The organism is Legionella busanensis, from assembly GCF_900461525.1.
GTDB lineage: Bacteria > Pseudomonadota > Gammaproteobacteria > Legionellales > Legionellaceae > Legionella_C > Legionella_C busanensis.
This window is the reverse complement of record NZ_UGOD01000001.1, coordinates 245,073-264,220: the sequence shown is the minus strand read 5'-3', so window position 1 is coordinate 264,220 and position 19,148 is coordinate 245,073. Positions and strand designations below refer to the sequence as shown.

The following is a 19,148-nucleotide window of genomic DNA, read 5'->3' as shown; positions in this document are numbered from 1 at the left end:
CTTTAGAGATATATTGTTATAATAAGCCAGATTTTTTTAATTATTAAAATAATTTATTTGATATTTATTTAATTTTAGAACGGAATAGAAGCCGATAAAATTTTCTTTATTGTAGCGAAATAACTGATGTATTCACACAATTTTTTTTCAGTCAAAATACGCCCTGTTCAAGCTAATATTGCAAAAATTAGGTTAAATGCAAACTTAAGCCTTGCTGATAATGAAGATACATTATTAGCTAAAAATGCTTATAAAGGCTGGTTTAGTCAAACACGAGCTATTTTAACTGAGCTTGAGAAGGCAGAAACTGAGTTAACAATTTTTGAGTTATTAGGATTTCAACAAAGAATAAAAGTGCACTTACAAAAGATAGGTCATAAAAAGAGTAAGATGCACGCAGATAAATGTAAAGTCCTTCATACTATACTAGATCAATTGAATACCTTAATTGATTTTAAGAAAAAAGAATTATTTCAAACTCTAGCTAATTTAGAAATTATATTTTTAGCTCATAGAGATCGTTTTTCTGATGAAGAAATTAAAGAGTTTCACAAACAAATTCGGCAAATACAAAGTCTTTTAAACCCACGTTTCAGCCACCTGCGAATTTATTTAAATAAAGTCAAGCTGGCTATAGAACAATTTATTACTTTTACTCGAGAAAAAATAACACGCTTTCTACCCGAAAAAGAAAAAAATATTAATTCTGCGCTCAACAAATTAATAGTTATTTTAGAAGATAAACTTCAAACAGATTGTATGCATCTGTTAACTAAAATAAAAGACACCATTAATGCCAATCGTGATAATAAACTCTTTGGCGATTTGATAAAAAATCATAAACAATTATTTGTTGTTTCCTCTAGTAATCCCCTAGACAGCCATCAGCTTTTTTTATTAATAAAAGCCTTTATAGAAGATTTAAAAAAACAGATGGAGAATACATCTAACCTAGAATCTCGAGCAATTATTGAGGGATACTATCAACAATTCGTGAAAAAATTTCAAAAAATACAAGCAAATAATCATTATTATGTTAATTATCAACAATTTAATCATATCAAATATAAGCGCTTGACGGTACCAGAAATTAAACGTGCTCATGCGCCAGCCCGATCAGAAAATCAAGTTATCCATTTTTTAAATGCTTATGAAGATATGTCTGTACCTAAAGAGCAACTTAAAGGTGCTTTCCCGGCTATTGTTAGAAGTATTCAAAATGCAAAATATGTAATTTGTATAGAAGGATGGGAAATCAATCTGCACCTTGACTATTTACAACCAAAGCTTAAAACAATAGCAGAGCATGAATCCTCACCCTTTACTTTAGGAAAAATATTAATTCAGAAAGCGATTGACAATCCTAACTTAGTTATTGCTATTAAAGTATGGGCCCAATTTTGGGATAACAAATTAACTTACCATCATGATTCTATTGCCTATTTAGATGCGCTAGCAAGAGTGAAGGGCCTTAAAAATGGGTTAGCTGATCTTCCTAATTTACAATTTCGAGCAGTTAATCATACTTATAACTTCAATACTCATCATTCAAAAGCAGTCATTACCGATGCAGAATTTACACATAAAAATGGTAGCAAAAAAAGAAAACTAACAGCCTTTTATGGCGGTTTAGACCTTGCGCGTGATCGCATGGATGATGCCAAGCATACAACGCAAAGGACACCTAATGCTTATGGCTGGCGGGATGTCCATCAACAGGTCATTGGGCCTGTGGTTGCAGATATATTTAACGATTTTGTTTCAGCTTGGCAAAATGCCAATAATGGCAGATTAAAGTTTTGGAATAAAAGAACAAAAGATAAACATCATTATCACAGCTTAGAGCGTTTCTGTCGCAATCTAGGCCATACTCAACTACTCAATTACACAGAGCTTCGCAAACCTGAAGCGTTATGGCATTCACAGCTTTTACGCTCTACTATGGCAACTTCTCATGGTAATTTTTGGACAGCGCCTAAACCTTATGAGCGAAGTATTGCTTTAGGTTATAAAAACGCTATTGCCGAGGCAAAACACTCTATTGAACTAGAAACACAATACTTAATAGGCGGGCCCGGAATCCACGCAAAACCAGAACATGCCACTTTTAATCCTATTCCTCAAGCATTAGTAGATAAAATCTTGGAACGATTTAAAGCAAACACGCCATTTCATGTTTTTGTCACTTTACCCATGCTGCCTAACGTCACGACTAGTGCCCCAGGTAAATTAGATGTAGATTCTATAAGAACACTACAATGGCTAACTATAAAATGGATGATGAATGAAATTGAAAAACGAACAGATAAGCCTTGGTGGCATTTTATCTCTTTTAATTTTTTAGCCCAATGGTATGGCCCAACAGAAGAGTATAATCAATTGGCATCTAAGATGGGTGTACCAAGAAGTGAACTCATAGATGCAGCCCAACGCAGTCCGATTTATGTGCATTCTAAATTTTTAACTGTCGATAATCATTTAATGATTTGTGGTAGTGCCAATGCTAATGAGCGGAGTATGCGTGGCCAAGGTGGCGATAGTGAAATCGCGGTTATTAACCGGCCTGAGCAAGGATATGAGGTAGCATGTCAAGAACAAATAATTGCACAACGGGCCCATAACTACCGGGTAACGCTTGGAGAAGACTTTGTTAAAAATAATCCGCAATGCGTCATTTATCCTGAGCTATATGCAGAACAAAGGCGGCAACAAGCATTAGCAAACTTTAAAGCGTTTACTTCAACTGAGGTGCATTTAAATAATAATCCTGCTCCAAGTAAACTAATGACTTGGCCTTTAGTTTACTCTGCTGAAACAGGCCATGTCGGAGAATATCAACCAGGGAATTCACATTTAATAGATACGCCTAAAGGTGAAGAGAACCAAGATTATTATCATTGGCATCCCGAACATTTCCCCAAAGCATTACATACTTTAGCAAAATTTGATATAAGGCTACCTTATTGAAGCTTCTATATAGCCAATAGGTTTCACATCGTTTAATTAAATATCTTACTAAATCCACTTTAAATTAATGGCCTAATTACCTTTAATCGCATTTAAATAATTCATAGCTATCCCTAGCCAGACTACCTGAAAAGCTATTTCTATAAGATTAATTTACAAAATAAAACAAATCGAAGAAAATTTCTCTAAGGATAAATTGGATGAAGTATTAGAGGATTTAAGTACTTTACAGCTGACATCCAAAATAATGGGAGATAAAAAATTAACCATATAAATGGATGTTATTCAAGAGAAATTTGATGTGCAACAAAAAGACATATCAAAGATTCCACTAATAGAAATTGAAGCACTTGAAAAAAGTAATATAGATCAAAGAAGGTCTCAGGCGATGTAATTTCGATACAGCCGTAATTAAAGTTTAGTAATATAGAGGCTAGAAAAATAGAGAGTTACCGTTTGATAAGTTTTGCTTTGTTTAAGTAAGGTTTTGTATATAAACGCTTATAAATAAACGCCTTAATTTACAGGGTTAACTATTTTTTTTGTAATATAGTTTTTTATAACCATTAACTATAAACGATTATTGGTTATATCATAATAACGGTCATAAATAACAAACTATAAGGATACAAATGGCGAGAATTAGAATTCTGAGTTACGCTGCTTTGGCAACCGCCTTTAATGTTTCATTTGCTGGAACAATGGGAGAAATAAAACCTTGCCCTGATTTATCTTGCATGCCCTGGTTCTTAGAATTTGGATCAGGTGTCAGTTGGTCTAATACCTCTAACATTGTTACGGATCCAAATCATTGGAACCCATCGCCAGATGGCTACGATAGTTCTTTAGGTACTGTGCCTATCTATACAGCAGGGATTGGTTATATGATTAACCCTTTAGTCTCTGTTGATATTAGTTATTCCTTTCGTGGAATTTATACTTATAGAAAACATCAGAGATTCCAATCATCAAATAATCCCAATCCCTTTGGTGATAGAACAAGGTATTTTGACTTAAATAGTAATTCCATCATGTTTAATGGTACCCTTTATGGACAAGAGTGGTCTGACATACTTGCTTATGAAATAGGAAATTTTGGCCTGATTCAACCTGTAATTGGTGGCGGAATCGGCGTTTCATATAACACAATAAGTAATTTTCATACTGTTTTAGATACTAACTCAGGCGTGACTTCTGTAATGCAAGATAAAACCCGCGCATCTTTTGCTTGGCAATTAAATGCGGGGCTTGAGTTCAAAAAAAATAGATTCAGTTTTGATATTGGATACCGTTACTTTAATGCAGGAACTTTTGTATCTAATGATAATTTAATTACCCGATTGAGCGCATCTACAGGTGCACCGATTATGACCGAAACCATTCCCAATTGGTCAGGTTCTTTATCAGCAAATGAACTCTATTTAACAGTTAAAGTTGCTGTATAAAGAGCAATTTAAACCCAGAAATGCCTAAATTACTTAAAGCAATATTCTTGCAATGAAGATTTAGGCTGCGCGTTTTTGAGGGCTTTTATATAGGAGCCGTTTGATTTAATAGAGGATAAAAACAAGACAATACTATAGAAAGCAGAAAGATGAAGTGATGTCTTGATAAATTTAAACTTATATTGATTATTAATAGCAAATGTCACTTTAATAAAAGATTTATTTGTATTATAAATCAATTAATTATGGTGGAGGCGGCGGGAATTGAACCCGCTACCACTGTCTTTACCTTACTCATGAAATACAATCAAATACCATGAAAAACCACCCCAATTCTAGGCTAATGCATTTTCTTTAAGTACATCAAGTTGTCTTTCATGGTCTGAAATTGTCTGCAAATGGTGCCGATTTGGTGCCGCTAAATTTTAAATTAAATTTAACTTATTTTCAGGGGAAATTATTACTTCAGAAATACTTATTCATTAAATACTGTATCTATAAAATTTATCTCATCGATAACAAAATTTTTATAATTATTTTTAGCCCCTAAGGTTACACTCCACCTAACATCAAAAATTGATTTGCCATTGGAAATAATTTTTTTGCTTGGTAAATTGCCACTAAATAAACCTGTTTGATTTAAAATTTTAATGTTTTTATCAATTGAAAACAAACTATTAGATAAGTCCTTAAGCCTATCAAATTTATTACTATTTTCTAATAAGCCTAACTTTTCAGATAAATACTCATAAAGCTCAAATTCTACCTCGATACGTGAAACCCAACTTAATCGTGTCCTTTCTTTCTGAATAAATTGAGGAGTAGAAATGAGCCAAATTTTATTTTGTCGCTGTATATTTAATCCTTCAGGGCATTTATTTAGTTCAGAACTAAATTCATTTTCAATTTTATTTTGTATTTTTTCAGAGAAATATTTGCCCTCTTTTTTTTCCTGATTAAAAAAATAAGCAGCTGCTAAATCTTGATACCTCTTTATCGTATCTTCATCAATTTCAGAAGCTAAAGTATTTATTAATCCCTCAATTTCTTCAACGCTTGACAACACAATTATATTTTTATTACCAGTTAATTGGTTTTCTATATACTGTTTTAATTCAGTATCATTAGTAAAAAAAACCAATTTACATGATGTAGAAGATTTAGGTGAGTTGTTAACCAACTGGAAAAAAGATTCGGCAATCATGGCATCTCGAAAGCCTTTCTCTTCTTTACCTTTTGAAAAAGGTAAACGCCGAAAACAAGCATTTTCAATAATTGTTTTAAGATTAATTATGGAATGATCTAATTCAATTACTTGAATTTTACTATCTTTAAGCTGTTTAACGATAGTTTCTTCCACTCGGTGTGCTAATATATCACTAGTTATATTTAACTTATGTCCAAGTAGAATTTCAATTTTATCAAGCGAAGGAAGCAAATCATCTGCAACTTTTTGCATTTGATACTGCCTTTCTTGGATTACGACTCTTGGAAAAAACCAAGTTAAACTTATATCTGTTCTATTTGATTCCCTTTGTATTAATTCAAAAATTGCTTTATTAAAAAGATCATGGGCTACTTTGGTATGTAGGCCACTAGTGTCGAATACAATTTTAATTTCATATTTTTTGACCATTATTATTACCCAACATCATGTTCAAATTTTATAATTCAAATGTCATAGGTTAAGCAGCTTCTAATTAAATATGAACCCGTTGACTTATAGTGGCTGCAATATTTACCACTGTATCTAATGAAAACCGAGAGTTCCACCCACCTAGCATATCACTTAAATAAAGCTGTATAATTTCGCAATACCGGGTCACTTCGATTTGCTTCCAATTATTTTTTAATACACGCTACAATTTGACGTATCAACTCAGCTTTCACTTGTATATTAATTGCTTACCCAGCTGTATCAGTAATTTTATCTCCAATACTACCGTAGCTTTCTGCTTTATTCATATCTAATTTTCCCTCATCAATTTAGAAAAAGATCAAAGCAATGTTTTCCAGCCAGCTGCAATCTTTAGCTATTAAAGTAATAACTCAAACTAATGAACCACTTCACTTAGGCGTAAACAGTATATTTGGATTACCCTAATTGTGGTGTTTTAATTCTTATTATTGTTGATGATTCAATTTTAGAGACAACATTTTATGTAAAGACAGTTTAGAACTAAATAAAATATTTACAAATCTCATGTTTAGTATTAAAATTATACATAGATGAATATGTACGGGGCTATTTCTATTAGAAATGGTGTTCATCAATCGCCGACTTGTCGGTCTCAGCCGTGCTGAGATAACCAAGAATACCCGAGAGAAGAACCCCTTAATTGGGGTTTTTCTTTTTTATCTTCGCACCGGTGGTTTGCGTATGGACTCGTTTCTAAGCTTCTTAGAAAATAATGTTTTAGCCTTAACTTTTTCTTGCCTTGCAAAATGCTTAGGCTTCCTAATCAAGCCCTCTTCTGTTCGAATATAAGCGCTTTCAACGTAAAGGCGTAAAAACCTTCCAGTTTCTCGATGCAGTCTGAAAAATATTTCATAATCTGACTTTAAGCCATTTTCATCAATGATTTCTATTAAAAGCCAATTATCATGCCCTGTGAAATAAAAGACTTTAGTTAAAATATTATTAAAGATTTCTGGTAACTGCTGAGAAAGGTTATAGCGGTGTTTACAAAATGACCGAGGGTTGTTTCGATGATCAAAGAGATGAGCTGTTATACTCTCTTCATTATGCTTTTGACCATAACTTACACAGTGGCTGCTATATTGCACCAGGAGATCAAATGATAGTTCCGAATAACCAGGTTGACTTTCAATAAGAAAATTATATTTTTTATCTCTTAAATGGATCAAAGAAAAGCATTCACCATCAACTTCTATTTGCCCTATTTCTTTAAGCTCCTCCCAAATCATATTAAGAGTTTCCTAATCTTAGATACTGGTAAAGAGTTTCTCTACTGATACCTAGTTCCCGAGCAAGCGCTACTTTTTTCTCCCCTGCTTTTATCCTTTCTCTAAGGCTAAGGGCTTGGTCAGCCGTAAGCACTTTTTTTCGTCCAGCGTAAGCACCACGCTTTTTAGCCAGTTCAATGCCCTCACGCTGCCTTTCCTTAATCAATGCCCTTTCAAACTCTGCAAAAGCACCCATAACAGAAAGTAACAAAATAGCCATTGGAGAATTATCGCTACTAAAGGTTAATTTTTCCTTGATAAATTCAACCTTAACTTCACTCTTTGTAAATTGATTCACTAGCTTTCTTAAATCAATAAGATTTCTAGCAAGTCTATCCATGCTATGGACATAAACTGTATCACCATCACGAGCATAAGCGATAAGCGCTTCAAGTTGCGGACGATTGGTATCTTTGCCTGAAGCCTTGTCTATAAATAATTTATCTAACTGTAAGCCTTCTAATTGCCGCTCAGGGTTTTGATCAAAACTACTAACACGAACATAACCTAATTTTTTTCCAAGCATATTAATCCAATTAATTTGTCAGGTTGAATTCCATGACTTTCTACTAAAAATGTCAGTAAATAGTGAAACCATATTTTTCTGACAGTGATTTGCTTATTATTCTGATGTCCAATTAAGGTATACCTTATTTAGACACTGATAAATCTAGATTAATGATCTATTCAAATTGACTACTGTACCTAATATCCTACATGGGATCTCTTCTGTTATTTGTATTGTTGCCCAATGCATATTAATTGCTAATAACTCAAATCTGCTTAAAGATTTAAAGGTTGTTAATTGCTTAAAACGCCGGATAAAAATTTCTTCACCATCAAGTTGAGCCACAACGAAATTACCTGGTTTCGGTTCTACATCTGGGTCCACAATCAAAATATCTCCAATCTTTAACTCTGGTTCCATGCTTTCATCAAACACCTGCAATGCAAAAGCATACTTTCCTACCGTTTCAGCTAATTTGTTACTAATTGGAATAAATTCTTGATCAACCTGCCCTTCTTGATCTTTTAAATCATCAATATACCTTTTAACTTGAGAAATCTTTTCTTTCTTTAATAAAGGAATTAAAGCACCAACATGTGTTTTAGGTATCTGTATATGCTTAATATCTGTTAAGCACATAAGATATGCAGGCTCAACTTCAAGTACCTTGGCTAATTGCCTAATTTCCTCCGGCCCCGGGGTTCTTGCCCCATGCTCCCAATTATTAATACGTGACTGCTTAAGATCATCTGTGAGTTCAGCTAAAGCTTTTCTAGTTAAGCCTTTAGCTTTCCGCTCTTCCATAATTCTCTGGCCAATTTTTTCTTTTATATTCATTTTTATTATTTTCTCTCATTATGGAAAAATAAATTGACTATATTTCTATATGTGTTAAATTCAATATTATTTTGCACGTATTGTGTTAAAACGACAAGAATATTAAAAAAGATATCACAATATTAGAAATTTGGCGAATTAAAAAACGGATGTGCAATGGATTATTTAACAATTAACAATAAGGAATTATCAGCATTGAATGGGCTGCCTTTTCTACAACGTTTAGTCTACTTGCAGGGATTGCGTCCTTATGTGGATTATGAAACTGGTATCGTAGGGGTAAAACGAGGAGTCAGTTACCAATCTATCTCTGAAATTCTTTATATTGAACCTCATCCTGGCATTCAAAGTGGTAGCCCTAGTAAAGATCAATTACGACGCGCACTTAGAGGACTAGTAAAAGCAGGTCTTTTAGAATCACTTTGCACTGAGAAAAATCTTATTTTTAAATGCATGTTGGTGGAAGTGTATAAGTCTGTTCAAAATAAACTAGCCATTAAACCGCCACACCAAACCGCCACCCCAATTAATGGAGATAGCGCAGAAGAAATAAGGGTTTTCGACAACAATTCGATTCATTCCGCCACACCAAAAACCGCAAAAGCCGCCATACCTCAATATAATAATTATTATATTTTTTTATTTAAGCAATTCTCACGTTTTTGGGAACTTTATCCTATCAAAAAATCCCAACAATATGCTTGGAAAGTTTTTCAAGAGATTAACCCTTCGGATGAGTTGATTGAGCAGATCCTTTCAGCACTACAAGCACAAATTAATTTTATCCAACAACAAAAAGCACAAGGCCTTTGGGTACCAAATTGGAAAAACCCAGCAAATTGGCTGGCACAGCAATGCTGGGCTGATGAGTTAACACACTATTCTCAGGACATTAAAAATGCAAATTATGAAACAAGTCATACACAACCTACCGCTTACGACCCGCTCTGGAGCAGCTGCGGTTCCGGCAGTGAAGATGAATCTGGAAAAAACGGCGAAGATGAAGCCAGCAATGTCATCAGCTTCGCAAGGCGTGCCAATGAACGCGAAACGTATTAATAGGTTATTTTTACAGTTCGGCGCTTTTTATGGGCAACTCTGGCGCAACCAATTAAAAGAGGAAAATTTTATTAAATTTATGAAGCAACAGTGGCAAGAAGCACTCTGCGAAATTGATGACAGGACTTTTGAGCTTGCAATTAAAGAGTGTCGTACTAATCGCGAATTCCCACCCACTTTACCCCAGTTTGTTGATATGTGCCGTGATATTAAACGCAGACATAACTTTATTAGGCGGGTAGAAAAAGAGCGTCCACGTAATTTAGAGGTGGCGGCATTTAATCTCGCGAAAATAAAACAACAGTTAAACATGAAACTATAGGAGAAAGCACATGATCGTTTTAACCCGTCGCGTTGGCGAGCAAATTTTAATTAATAAAGGTCAAATCAAAATCAAAATTTTGTTTGAGCATGAAGGCAGCATCGTAGTAGGTATTCAAGCTCCCCCTCATGTTGATGTCGATGGCAAACAAATTTTTATGCGCAAATTAGCGAGTGCACGTTTGGCCAATCTCAAACTCGCTAACGATAAAAACTTCAATTGTTCTGCGGCTCAAGATTAAAGAGAAATCAGGCCTTGTGCCCATTTATAACAAAAGGAGAAACAGCATGTTGATTTTAACAAGAAAAGTCGGAGAGTCAGTTGTGATTAGTGAAGATGTCTACTGTACGGTGGTTGGATATCGTAACGGTGAGGTTAGACTCGCTTTTGATGCACCTCAGTCAATTCCAGTTCACCGTGATGAAATTCAAAGGCGGATTTATCGGGAGCGGCAGAAGGATAATTGGTTCAATGATCACCCTTCAAATAAAGAAAGCATTGTTGAGCGTTTAATCAGTAAATTCAAACACGGCAGAGCGGCTGAAAGCCATCAGTGATTAGCTATAAGATTTAGGAAATAAGCCTATGAAAGCATCAGAAGAACAAGGAATAACAGTTAAAGACAGAGCTCGTGAAAAGCTAAGGCGCGATTTAGGAAATGTGATTGAACAAGCATTAAATGATCCCAAAACTGTTGAAATCATGCTGAATGCTGATGGTAGGCTTTGGCAGGAACGACTTGGCGAGACGATGCGCTGCATAGGTAGTGTTAGTGAAGCTCGTGCAGAATCCATCATCAAAACAATTGCAGGTTTTCATGGTAAAGAAGTAACACGTTTTAATCCGATTTTGGAAGGAGAGCTACCTCTGGATGGCTCTCGGTTTGCAGGACAATTACCACCAGTGGTTTCAAAACCGACTTTTGCGATTCGTAAAAAGGCCATAGCGGTTTTCAGCCTAGATGACTATGTACAATCGGCAATTATGACAAAAGCGCAACATGCATTACTTAAGGAAGCAGTCGTTGCACATCAAAACATCTTAATCGTTGGAGGCACTGGTTCAGGTAAAACTACATTAGTAAACGCCATTATCAATGAAATGGTTATTAATTTTCCTAATGAACGCGTTTTTATTATTGAGGATACAGGCGAGATCCAATGTAGGGCTAAGAATTTTGTTCAATACCACACTACTTTGAATGTCAGTATGACCCAACTTTTGAAAACCACACTTAGAATGCGGCCAGATCGAATTCTCGTTGGTGAAGTTCGAGGTAGTGAAGCGCTTGATTTACTTGATGCATGGAATACTGGCCATGAAGGTGGCGCTGCTACCTTGCATGCTAATAGCGCGCTTTCCGGACTTTATCGCTTGAAATCTCTTATCACTCGAAATCCTGCGGCTCCTGCTGAAATCGAACCTTTAATTGCTGAAGCGGTTCATTGTGTAGTGTATATCGCCAGGACCCCCATAGGACGCCGAGTAGAAGAAATCATATCCATAAATGGCTACAAAAATGGTCATTACAATATTGAAAAACTTGTTTAAGGAGAATGAATGAATCACGTAATTAACTTCAATTCTAAGAGCTTATGGTTGCTAGGAACAGTGTTTTTATTGCTACTGTTAATGACTCATCCTGCATGCGCAACCAATGCAGGTGGCGGCCTTCCCTTCGACTCATGGCTAACCAAAATACAAAAATCAGTGACAGGCCCTTTTGCTTTTTCCGCTGCGATTATTGGGTTGGTCGCTGCTGGCGCCACACTTATTTTTGGTGGTGAGATGAATGGCTTTATGCGCTCCTTAGTTTTTTTTGTGTTGGTGCTTTCATTCTTAGTTGCCGCAGAAAACACGCTAACAGCCATTACTGGCAAAGGGGCAGAAATTTCAAAGCCTTCTGCTGAGAAGATTGTAACGGAATCGAGAGTATGACTCTTCGTACTATCCCTATACATAGATGCGGTAACCGTCCCAGCTTGTTTATGGGCGGAGACCGTGAGTTGGTTATGTTCTCAGGATTATTATCCGCCATTTTGGTCTTTGCGGCCCAAGACTGGCTAGCAGCGGTCGCGGGTATTTTACTGTGGTTTGCATCATTGAAGGGCTTAAGAATCATGGCTAAATCTGATGCATATATGAGAGCAATTTATTTAAGACAAAGACGTTATCAGGCCTATTATCCTGCTCGTTCAACCCCTTTTAGAAACAATAAACGAGGTTATGCATGATTGAATTAATTACTTTTTTAATCAGCATCGGGGGACTTGTCCTGTTAGGTACTTTGTTTTGGGAAGTTCGTAGGAAAAGCCGTAAATCCTCTATCAAACAGTATCGAAGCCATGCAGCGGGACTGGTTGATTTACTTAACTATGCCTCAGTTGTCGATGATGGCGTCATTATCGGTAAAAACGGCTCATTTATGGCGGCCTGGCTTTATCAAGGTGAGGATATTGCCAATATAACGGATAAGGCACGTGAAATGATGGCCTTTCGCATCAACCAAGCGTTGTCTGTCATGGGCAATGGCTGGATGATTCATGTGGATGCAATCAGACGTGCTGCTCCTGGTTACAGTGAGCGTGGCTATTCTTACTTTCCCGATACCATATCAATGGCAGTTGATGAAGAAAGAAGGCAACTATTTGAAGGTGTAGGGACCTTATATGAAGGCTATTTTGTTATCACGTTAACATGGTATCCGCCGGTACTGGCACAAAAGCGTTTTGTTGAGTTGATGTTTGATGATTCAGGCGAGCATTTAAGTCAGAAAGCAAAAACGAATCAGCTCATTGAAGAGTTTAAGCAGGCCTGCCGAAATTTTGAATCACGCATGAGTTCAGCCCTTCATTTGGAAAGACTTAAGGCTGAAAAGTTTGTTGATAATGAAGGTAACGTTGTCGTGCACGACCATTTTTTAAGATATTTACAATTCTGCATTACGGGACTAAATCATCCCGTTAATTTATCTAAAAATCCTATCTATCTCGATGCCATGATAGGAGGGCAAGAATTAATTACAGGCATTATCCCAAAGCTTGGTCGAAAATTTATTCAATGCGTGGCCATTGAAGGTTTTCCTATGGAGTCTTATCCGGGTATTTTAACAGCGCTAACCCAACTTCCTGTTGAATATCGCTGGAATTCTCGCTTTATCTTTATGGATACGCATGAGGCAATAGCGCACTACACTAAATTTCGCAAAAAATGGAAACAAAAAGTTAGAGGCTTTTTCGATCAGCTCTTTAATACCAATTCAGGCATTATTGATGAAGATGCGATGGACATGGTGAAAGATGCGCAAGCAGCCATTGCTGAAACTAATTCAGGGCTGGTGGGCCAAGGATATTACACCTCAGTGGTTGTATTAATGGATGAGGATCGGGCAAAAGTTGAAAGAGCGGCGCTCTTTATTGAGAAAAACATTAATGCGCTGGGCTTTACAGCACGAACAGAAACCATTAATACCATGGATGCCTTTATAGGCAGCCTACCTGGCCATGGTGTCGAAAATATCAGGCGGCCTTTGATTAACACCATGAATTTAGCAGATTTATTGCCAACTTCTAGCATATGGACAGGTGAAAATAGTGCGCCCTGCCCCCTTTTTCCACCCTCATCACCACCTTTAATGCATTGCCTCACCGGCGGTAATGCGCCATTTCGCCTAAATCTTCATGTTAGAGACTTAGGCCATGGCATTATGTTTGGCCCCACCCGCTCTGGCAAATCCACTCACCTTGGCTTAATTGCATTATCCTGGCGTCGTTACAAAGATGCTCGTATTTATTCTTTTGATAAGGGTCTGTCTATGTATCCAACCTGCAAAGCGACGGGCGGCGAGCATTACACGATTGCTGATAAAGATTCACGCCTTTCCTTTGCTCCTTTACAGTTTTTAGATACCCAGGCAGACAGAGCTTGGGCTATGGAGTGGATTGATACAATTTTGACATTAAATGGTTTAGATACCACACCTATTCAGCGCAATGAAATCGCTCACGCCATTATCAGCATGCATCAAAGTGGCTCTAAAACGTTATCAGAATTTGTTATGACCATTCAGGATGAATCCATTCGAGAGGCCCTGAAGCAGTATACGATTGATGGCTTGATGGGTCATTTATTAGATGCTGAACGTGATGGCTTGAGCTTGTCTTCATTTATGACTTTCGAGATTGAGCACTTAATGAGTTTGGGCGAAAAATTCGCCCTTCCTGTGTTGCTTTATTTGTTTCGGCGTATTGAAACGTCACTCGATGGGCGTCCAACACTCATCTTACTGGATGAGGCATGGCTGATGCTCGCGCACCCTGTCTTTAAAAACAAGATTGCTGAGTGGCTTGATTCCATGGCTAAGAAAAATTGTGTGGTTTTTATGGCAACACAACATTTATCACATGCAGCGAGTTCTGGCATTTTAGATATTATTGTTGAATCAACAGCTACCAAAATCTTTCTACCCAATTTGTATGCAAGCGATCCTGAAACGCGTGTGATTTATGAACGTATGGGCTTAAATCCACGTCAAATTGACATTATTGCATCGGCTCAACCTAAACGTGATTACTATTATGTCAGCGAAAAAGGACAACGGCTTTATCAACTTGCTTTAGGCCCTATGGCACTCGCTTTTGTAGGGGCGACTGATCCTGACTCTATTGAACGTATGAAGCAGCTCGAATCGAAATATGGTGACGAATGGGTATCCCACTGGCTCTCAGAAAAGGGAGTCCAGATGAAACAGTACGGAGAAGCAGCATGAAAAAAATAAAACAACTGACTAATACTCCAAAACCTCAAGGGAAGAACGAAGCGTTAACTGATAATCCCTATCTCAACGCTAAAAGAGCATGGAACGTTCATACGGCAGGCTTGATGAAATCGCTACAGGTTTGGCAACTAGTGGGTTTAAGTAGCCTTTTAGTGGCGCTAGCTGCTGTTGGCGGACTGATATCCATTGGTAGCCAATCTAAATTTATTCCCTTAGTTTTTCAACAAGATGCTAATGGCAATACCTTGTCAGTCACGCGTGCGGATAGGGTTGGGCCAGTCAGTATAGATGACTATCGAGCAGCAGCGGCCCACTTCATTGAAAGTATTCGCATGGTTAGCGTTGATAGCGAACTACAAAAGAAAGCCATCTTTCAAGTTTATTCCTATTTAAATTCTAATGATGCAGCACTCGCCAAAGTTCAGGATTTTTATAACGATAAACAACAATCTAATCCGTTTGAAAGAGCAAGGCATGAGCTTGTCAGTATTGAAATTCGCTCAGTGCTTAAGGAGTCTGATGAAACTTGGCAGGTTGATTGGGTTGAAACGGTGAGAAATCGCGACGGAACGCTTAAAGAAAAGCCTTACAAGATGAAAGCCATGCTCACGATGTATCAAGATAACGAACTGAATGATGTTTCTAATGCGTCTATTTTGAAGAACCCTCACTTAATTTATGTTCGCGATTTTAACTGGTCATATGAATTAAAGCATGGAGAAAACACATGAAAAAAAGAATGCTCTCATTTTGTCTACTGATGCCCTTGGCCAGTTTTGCTCTAGATAATAAGGAACTTGCGAATCGTTATTTTTCTGATAGCGATCCCAAGCTCACACACCAAGAAAAACAGGCTTTAGACATTGCAGCGCGTTGGCAAAAGGGAGATAAAACCAGTAAACCCTTCGCTTCTTCCGATGGCTCGGTAAGTTTTATTTATGGCTCAGGACAAATCAGAGTGGTCTGTGCCCCTTTGCAGGTTTGTGATATTGCTCTGCAATCAGGCGAGCAGTTGAATGATATTAATGTGGGCGATCCACGCTTTATCATCGAGCCATCTATTACCGGCGCAGGCGCCACTCAACAAATCCATCTACTCATTAAGCCTAAAGATGTTGATCTTGATTCTTCATTAGTCGTGACCACAGACAGAAGAACCTATCATTTTAGATTAAAGTCAGATCGCTCTGAATTTATGCCTTACGTCTCTTTTATTTATCCTGACGATGCAAAAGCGAAATGGCGTTTAATTCAGCAAATTCAGGCAGAAAGACGCAAAGAGAATACCTTGCCAGAAATCAATGAGTACTTCGGCAGTCTTAACTTTAACTACCGAATTGATGGCAAGGCACGATTTAAGCCAGTTCGAGTTTATAACAATGGCGTAAAAACCATTATTGAGATGCCTCGCGCTATCGCTCAAAGCGAAGCGCCTGCGTTATTGGTTTTAAGGAGCCGTGGCTTATTCCAAAAATCAGAAACCGTCATGGTGAATTATCGTCTGCAAGGTTGCCGCTACATCGTTGATAGCGTTTTTGATAAGGCCATCCTAGTTGTTGGAAGTGGACGAGCACAAGAAAAAATTACCATTACGAGGTGCGCATGATGAGGCAATTATGTATTTTATGGCTTGCTGTGATGCTTTCAAGTTGTACTGGCATACGTTATGGGAATTTTACACCCGTTTCTCAAAGTCGAGATGCTTATCTGGCGCAAGACGCGGTAGCTCAATTAAGACAGGTCTATCCGCCTGCTCAACATACGTTTTGTATTAATCAAAAGGTAAAGGACGCCTTCGGCATGAACCTAATGTACGAACTGCGAAAGAAAGGGTATGGCGTGATTGAAACGAATTGTCCAAAGCAGAAAGCCAATTTGTTCTATGTGGTTGATGAAATTGAGCCACGCAACCTTTATCGAACCAGCCTTTATATCGGCTCACAGACGCTCAGTAAGGTTTATGCTCAAACAAACAAAAAACTTCTCCCTGTCAGCGCATGGTCTCATAAGGAGTAAAACAGATGGACCAAGATACTCAATTGCTATCAAAGGACTACTCACCGCAAAAGCTTAAGCCAATCGGTGTAAAGCGCGTCAATAATGTGCCACTGCTTATTGCTGTGGGTATTTTGACTGTTTTTGTCATATTAATAGCGCTCGTTGCCAATAAAAGAGCCATGGCACAAGAACATCCAGTTCAGATGGCCAAGGTTAAAAATCTTAGAAAAAGCACCATGACTTTGGCTTATGATGTGATAGGAAATCACCAAGTTGCTGTGATACCGCCACAAGATGACGTAACAACCAATCAAGAGGTTTATCTGCCCGTACCTGGACAAGAAAACTTACCTCGAAAGCAAGAGATCGTTAATCAAGATATCCCTGATGCTGAAATAGAGCGTATTCGCCAGGAAAAAACACAAGCCTTTGAAGAAGCAGTCAAAGCGAAAACAATGATTATGGTGGATAACCAACGGCTTAATAACCGGGAAACTATAAAAACATCCCTAAGCACTCCTGATGTCACCTTCGAGTCGGATAAATCACTTGCATTTAAAGAGCAACTTCTGTTGTTACAAGGCAGAAACACTAAACCGATGCCACACACATTAGGTGGGAAAGAAGATGAAGCGCGCTGGCATTTAAATTCAAAGCTTGAAAACCCAAATAGCCGATATGAACTGAGAGCAGGTAGCGTCATCCCAGGCGTCATGATGAGTGGTATTACCTCTGAACTGCCAGGGCAAATTATCGGCCAGGTTTCCCAAAACGTTTATGACACCGCTTCAGGTAAATATCTTTTAATTCCTCAAGGAACAAAGATAGTGGGTATTTATTCCAATGAGGTGAGTTTTGGCCAAAATTCAGTATTAGTGGCTTGGCAACGATTGGTGTTTCCTGACGGCAAAGCATTCGATATCGGCTCTATGCCGGGCGCCGACAGTGCAGGACTTGCCGGATTTCGTGATCAAGTTAATCATCATTATGCAAGAATTTATGGCTCAGCGCTTCTGATGTCCGGCATTGTTGCGGGTATCACTTACAGCCAGAATCTAAATCAGCCTAATCAGTTTGGCTACAGCCAACCAACTGCAGGCAGCGTTTTAAGCCAGGCATTAGGACAGCAGTTAGGTGAAGTGACATCGCAATTGGTTTCTAAAAATCTGAATATCTCGCCCACGATTAACGTTCGCCCGGGTTACCGTTTTAATATCATTGTTGTGAAAGATTTAACCTTCAAACAACCCTATAGGCCATTTGCTTATTAATAAAGAGGAATAGGATGAAATTTAGAATCATGCTTGTTTATCTCTGGTCGTCAACTATCATGGCAGGTGGTGCGCCTGTGTTTGACATCGCGAACTGGATTCAAAATGGGAAAATGATTGTGAATCAGATTAGAGAGTATAAAACTCAAATTGATCAATATAAAAATCAGCTTCAGCAATATCATAATATGTTGGAGAACACCAAATCATTAACGTCGTTTCAATGGGATAATGCTAATGCTGTCATTAACAACCTGCTTGAAGCAACGAATACAATTGACTATTACAAGCAGGAGGCAGGCAGTCTGCAAGGCTATTTGGATCGTTTTCAAAGCCAAGAATATTACCAAAAAACGTCTTGCTTTAATGGTCATGGTCAGTGTTCACCTGAAGAACTTAAGAAAATTAATCAAAGTAGACTAAGTGCCTCTGTTGCCGAGAAGCGTGCCAATGATGCCATGCTCAAAGGTATTGATAAGCAACAACAGAGCTTAAAAACGGATTCAGCAAAACTACGTATTTTACAATCTCAAGCACAAAGTGCCGTTGGCCAGAAACAAACACTCCAGGCAGCTTCTCAATTAGCCAGCAACCAATCTCATCAATTACTTCAAATAAGAGGCCTACTATTGGCGCAACAAAATGCGCAGGCAGTAAAAGATGCCGCTAGCACAAATAAAGAAGCTATACAGGCTGCAGGGGATACGCAATTTAGGGCGGGTACTTACCATAAAAGTTCAGGTAAAAAATGGTAACTCACTATAACCTTAAGGACAAAAAATGAAAATTTTAAGCATACCTCTTTTGATATTAATTTGTTTACTTTCAGGCTGTGACACGGCTGATACTAAATCAAGAAGTAAGGTAGAGAATCTAGCCTCATTAACCTGTGATAGCAGCAGAGAAGACCGTACAAAAGAAGAGCTCCAAGCAATCGGAGATGCGTGTTTCAGAGGTGGAAATTATTCTAAAAGCTCAGGAAAGAAGTGGTAATACC

Annotated in this window: 20 protein-coding genes; 16 read left to right on the top strand and 4 right to left on the bottom strand. The window is 37.7% G+C overall.

The features are described 5' to 3' along the window. Positions 1-126: 126 nt before the first annotated feature. Complete coding sequence (locus DYH30_RS01250; protein WP_115329769.1) at positions 127-2,967, top strand: hypothetical protein; 2,841 nt, start codon at positions 127-129, stop codon at positions 2,965-2,967. A gap of 632 nt (positions 2,968-3,599) precedes the next feature. After that, complete coding sequence (locus DYH30_RS01245; RefSeq protein ID WP_115329767.1) at positions 3,600-4,412, top strand: outer membrane beta-barrel protein; 813 nt, start codon at positions 3,600-3,602, stop codon at positions 4,410-4,412. A 475-nt stretch (positions 4,413-4,887) separates the two neighbouring features. On the opposite strand, the gene DYH30_RS01240 is transcribed toward DYH30_RS01245, so the two are convergent. The 4 genes from DYH30_RS01240 to DYH30_RS01225 form a co-directional block, all read right to left on the bottom strand. Further along, positions 4,888-6,048: a PIN domain-containing protein gene (locus DYH30_RS01240; protein WP_115329765.1), complete on the bottom strand. Its 1,161-nt coding sequence runs from the start codon at positions 6,046-6,048 to the stop codon at positions 4,888-4,890. A gap of 719 nt (positions 6,049-6,767) precedes the next feature. Then, positions 6,768-7,340 (bottom strand): hypothetical protein, encoded by a 573-nt coding sequence (locus tag DYH30_RS01235; RefSeq protein WP_115329763.1) that lies wholly within the window; start codon positions 7,338-7,340, stop codon positions 6,768-6,770. Position 7,341: 1 nt separating this feature from the next. Then, entirely contained in the window at positions 7,342-7,905 is a 564-nt protein-coding gene (locus DYH30_RS01230; protein WP_115329761.1) for a recombinase family protein, read from the bottom strand. A gap of 144 nt (positions 7,906-8,049) precedes the next feature. Then, the gene (locus DYH30_RS01225) at positions 8,050-8,724 is read right to left on the bottom strand and encodes a helix-turn-helix domain-containing protein (protein WP_115329759.1); all 675 of its coding nucleotides are present in this window, start codon (positions 8,722-8,724) and stop codon (positions 8,050-8,052) included. Between the two features lie 156 nt (positions 8,725-8,880). Between DYH30_RS01225 and DYH30_RS01220 the strand changes: the two genes are divergently transcribed. The 14 genes from DYH30_RS01220 to DYH30_RS18230 are packed head-to-tail and all read left to right on the top strand — an operon-like array spanning position 8,881 to position 19,144. Next, positions 8,881-9,783, top strand: a complete 903-nt coding sequence (locus DYH30_RS01220) for a hypothetical protein (protein WP_176579736.1) — start codon at positions 8,881-8,883, stop codon at positions 9,781-9,783. After that, a complete protein-coding gene (locus tag DYH30_RS01215; protein WP_115329757.1) occupies positions 9,764-10,105 on the top strand; it encodes a Vir protein in 342 nt (113 codons plus the stop codon). The genes DYH30_RS01220 and DYH30_RS01215 overlap by 20 nt, the downstream gene beginning before the upstream one ends. Before the next feature lie 10 nt (positions 10,106-10,115). Then, positions 10,116-10,346, top strand: a complete 231-nt coding sequence (locus tag DYH30_RS01210) for a carbon storage regulator (protein WP_115329755.1) — start codon at positions 10,116-10,118, stop codon at positions 10,344-10,346. 46 nt (positions 10,347-10,392) lie between these two features. After that, positions 10,393-10,662 carry a carbon storage regulator CsrA gene (csrA, locus tag DYH30_RS01205; RefSeq protein WP_115329753.1) on the top strand — a complete coding sequence of 90 codons (270 nt, stop codon included), beginning with the start codon at positions 10,393-10,395 and terminating at the stop codon, positions 10,660-10,662. 28 nt (positions 10,663-10,690) lie between these two features. After that, positions 10,691-11,656, top strand: a complete 966-nt coding sequence (gene trbB / locus DYH30_RS01200; RefSeq protein WP_115329751.1) for a P-type conjugative transfer ATPase TrbB — start codon at positions 10,691-10,693, stop codon at positions 11,654-11,656. Positions 11,657-11,665: 9 nt separating this feature from the next. Next, entirely contained in the window at positions 11,666-12,043 is a 378-nt protein-coding gene (locus tag DYH30_RS01195; RefSeq protein WP_115329749.1) for a TrbC/VirB2 family protein, read from the top strand. Then, positions 12,040-12,339 carry a conjugal transfer protein TrbD gene (locus tag DYH30_RS01190; protein WP_115329747.1) on the top strand — a complete coding sequence of 100 codons (300 nt, stop codon included), beginning with the start codon at positions 12,040-12,042 and terminating at the stop codon, positions 12,337-12,339. The genes DYH30_RS01195 and DYH30_RS01190 overlap by 4 nt, the downstream gene beginning before the upstream one ends. Next, complete coding sequence (locus tag DYH30_RS01185; protein WP_115329745.1) at positions 12,336-14,873, top strand: VirB4 family type IV secretion/conjugal transfer ATPase; 2,538 nt, start codon at positions 12,336-12,338, stop codon at positions 14,871-14,873. The genes DYH30_RS01190 and DYH30_RS01185 overlap by 4 nt, the downstream gene beginning before the upstream one ends. After that, positions 14,870-15,613, top strand: a complete 744-nt coding sequence (locus tag DYH30_RS01180; RefSeq protein WP_115329743.1) for a conjugal transfer protein TrbF — start codon at positions 14,870-14,872, stop codon at positions 15,611-15,613. Before DYH30_RS01185 ends, DYH30_RS01180 begins: the two co-directional genes overlap by 4 nt. Beyond that, complete coding sequence (trbG, locus tag DYH30_RS01175) at positions 15,610-16,488, top strand: P-type conjugative transfer protein TrbG (RefSeq protein ID WP_115329741.1); 879 nt, start codon at positions 15,610-15,612, stop codon at positions 16,486-16,488. Before DYH30_RS01180 ends, trbG begins: the two co-directional genes overlap by 4 nt. Then, a complete protein-coding gene (locus tag DYH30_RS01170) occupies positions 16,488-16,898 on the top strand; it encodes a conjugal transfer protein TrbH (protein WP_115329739.1) in 411 nt (136 codons plus the stop codon). The genes trbG and DYH30_RS01170 overlap by 1 nt, the downstream gene beginning before the upstream one ends. Before the next feature lie 5 nt (positions 16,899-16,903). Continuing rightward, a complete protein-coding gene (locus tag DYH30_RS01165; protein ID WP_115329737.1) occupies positions 16,904-18,151 on the top strand; it encodes a TrbI/VirB10 family protein in 1,248 nt (415 codons plus the stop codon). 14 nt (positions 18,152-18,165) lie between these two features. Beyond that, entirely contained in the window at positions 18,166-18,906 is a 741-nt protein-coding gene (trbJ, locus tag DYH30_RS01160) for a P-type conjugative transfer protein TrbJ (RefSeq protein WP_115329735.1), read from the top strand. Positions 18,907-18,931: 25 nt separating this feature from the next. Beyond that, positions 18,932-19,144 carry a hypothetical protein gene (locus DYH30_RS18230; protein WP_115329733.1) on the top strand — a complete coding sequence of 71 codons (213 nt, stop codon included), beginning with the start codon at positions 18,932-18,934 and terminating at the stop codon, positions 19,142-19,144. The last annotated feature ends 4 nt before the right edge of the window (positions 19,145-19,148 follow it).

Excerpts from the sequence above, each read along its gene's own strand:
- DYH30_RS01250 (WP_115329769.1), top strand. The coding sequence starts at position 127 with ATGTATTCACACAATTTTTTTTCAGTCAAAATACGCCCTGTTCAAGCT.
- DYH30_RS01245 (WP_115329767.1), top strand. The coding sequence starts at position 3,600 with ATGGCGAGAATTAGAATTCTGAGTTACGCTGCTTTGGCAACCGCCTTT.
- DYH30_RS01240 (WP_115329765.1), bottom strand. The coding sequence starts at position 6,048 with ATGGTCAAAAAATATGAAATTAAAATTGTATTCGACACTAGTGGCCTA.
- DYH30_RS01235 (WP_115329763.1), bottom strand. The coding sequence starts at position 7,340 with ATGATTTGGGAGGAGCTTAAAGAAATAGGGCAAATAGAAGTTGATGGT.
- DYH30_RS01230 (WP_115329761.1), bottom strand. The coding sequence starts at position 7,905 with ATGCTTGGAAAAAAATTAGGTTATGTTCGTGTTAGTAGTTTTGATCAA.
- DYH30_RS01225 (WP_115329759.1), bottom strand. The coding sequence starts at position 8,724 with ATGAATATAAAAGAAAAAATTGGCCAGAGAATTATGGAAGAGCGGAAA.
- DYH30_RS01220 (WP_176579736.1), top strand. The coding sequence starts at position 8,881 with ATGGATTATTTAACAATTAACAATAAGGAATTATCAGCATTGAATGGG.
- DYH30_RS01215 (WP_115329757.1), top strand. The coding sequence starts at position 9,764 with ATGAACGCGAAACGTATTAATAGGTTATTTTTACAGTTCGGCGCTTTT.
- DYH30_RS01210 (WP_115329755.1), top strand. The coding sequence starts at position 10,116 with ATGATCGTTTTAACCCGTCGCGTTGGCGAGCAAATTTTAATTAATAAA.
- csrA (WP_115329753.1), top strand. The coding sequence starts at position 10,393 with ATGTTGATTTTAACAAGAAAAGTCGGAGAGTCAGTTGTGATTAGTGAA.
- trbB (WP_115329751.1), top strand. The coding sequence starts at position 10,691 with ATGAAAGCATCAGAAGAACAAGGAATAACAGTTAAAGACAGAGCTCGT.
- DYH30_RS01195 (WP_115329749.1), top strand. The coding sequence starts at position 11,666 with ATGAATCACGTAATTAACTTCAATTCTAAGAGCTTATGGTTGCTAGGA.
- DYH30_RS01190 (WP_115329747.1), top strand. The coding sequence starts at position 12,040 with ATGACTCTTCGTACTATCCCTATACATAGATGCGGTAACCGTCCCAGC.
- DYH30_RS01185 (WP_115329745.1), top strand. The coding sequence starts at position 12,336 with ATGATTGAATTAATTACTTTTTTAATCAGCATCGGGGGACTTGTCCTG.
- DYH30_RS01180 (WP_115329743.1), top strand. The coding sequence starts at position 14,870 with ATGAAAAAAATAAAACAACTGACTAATACTCCAAAACCTCAAGGGAAG.
- trbG (WP_115329741.1), top strand. The coding sequence starts at position 15,610 with ATGAAAAAAAGAATGCTCTCATTTTGTCTACTGATGCCCTTGGCCAGT.
- DYH30_RS01170 (WP_115329739.1), top strand. The coding sequence starts at position 16,488 with ATGAGGCAATTATGTATTTTATGGCTTGCTGTGATGCTTTCAAGTTGT.
- DYH30_RS01165 (WP_115329737.1), top strand. The coding sequence starts at position 16,904 with ATGGACCAAGATACTCAATTGCTATCAAAGGACTACTCACCGCAAAAG.
- trbJ (WP_115329735.1), top strand. The coding sequence starts at position 18,166 with ATGAAATTTAGAATCATGCTTGTTTATCTCTGGTCGTCAACTATCATG.
- DYH30_RS18230 (WP_115329733.1), top strand. The coding sequence starts at position 18,932 with ATGAAAATTTTAAGCATACCTCTTTTGATATTAATTTGTTTACTTTCA.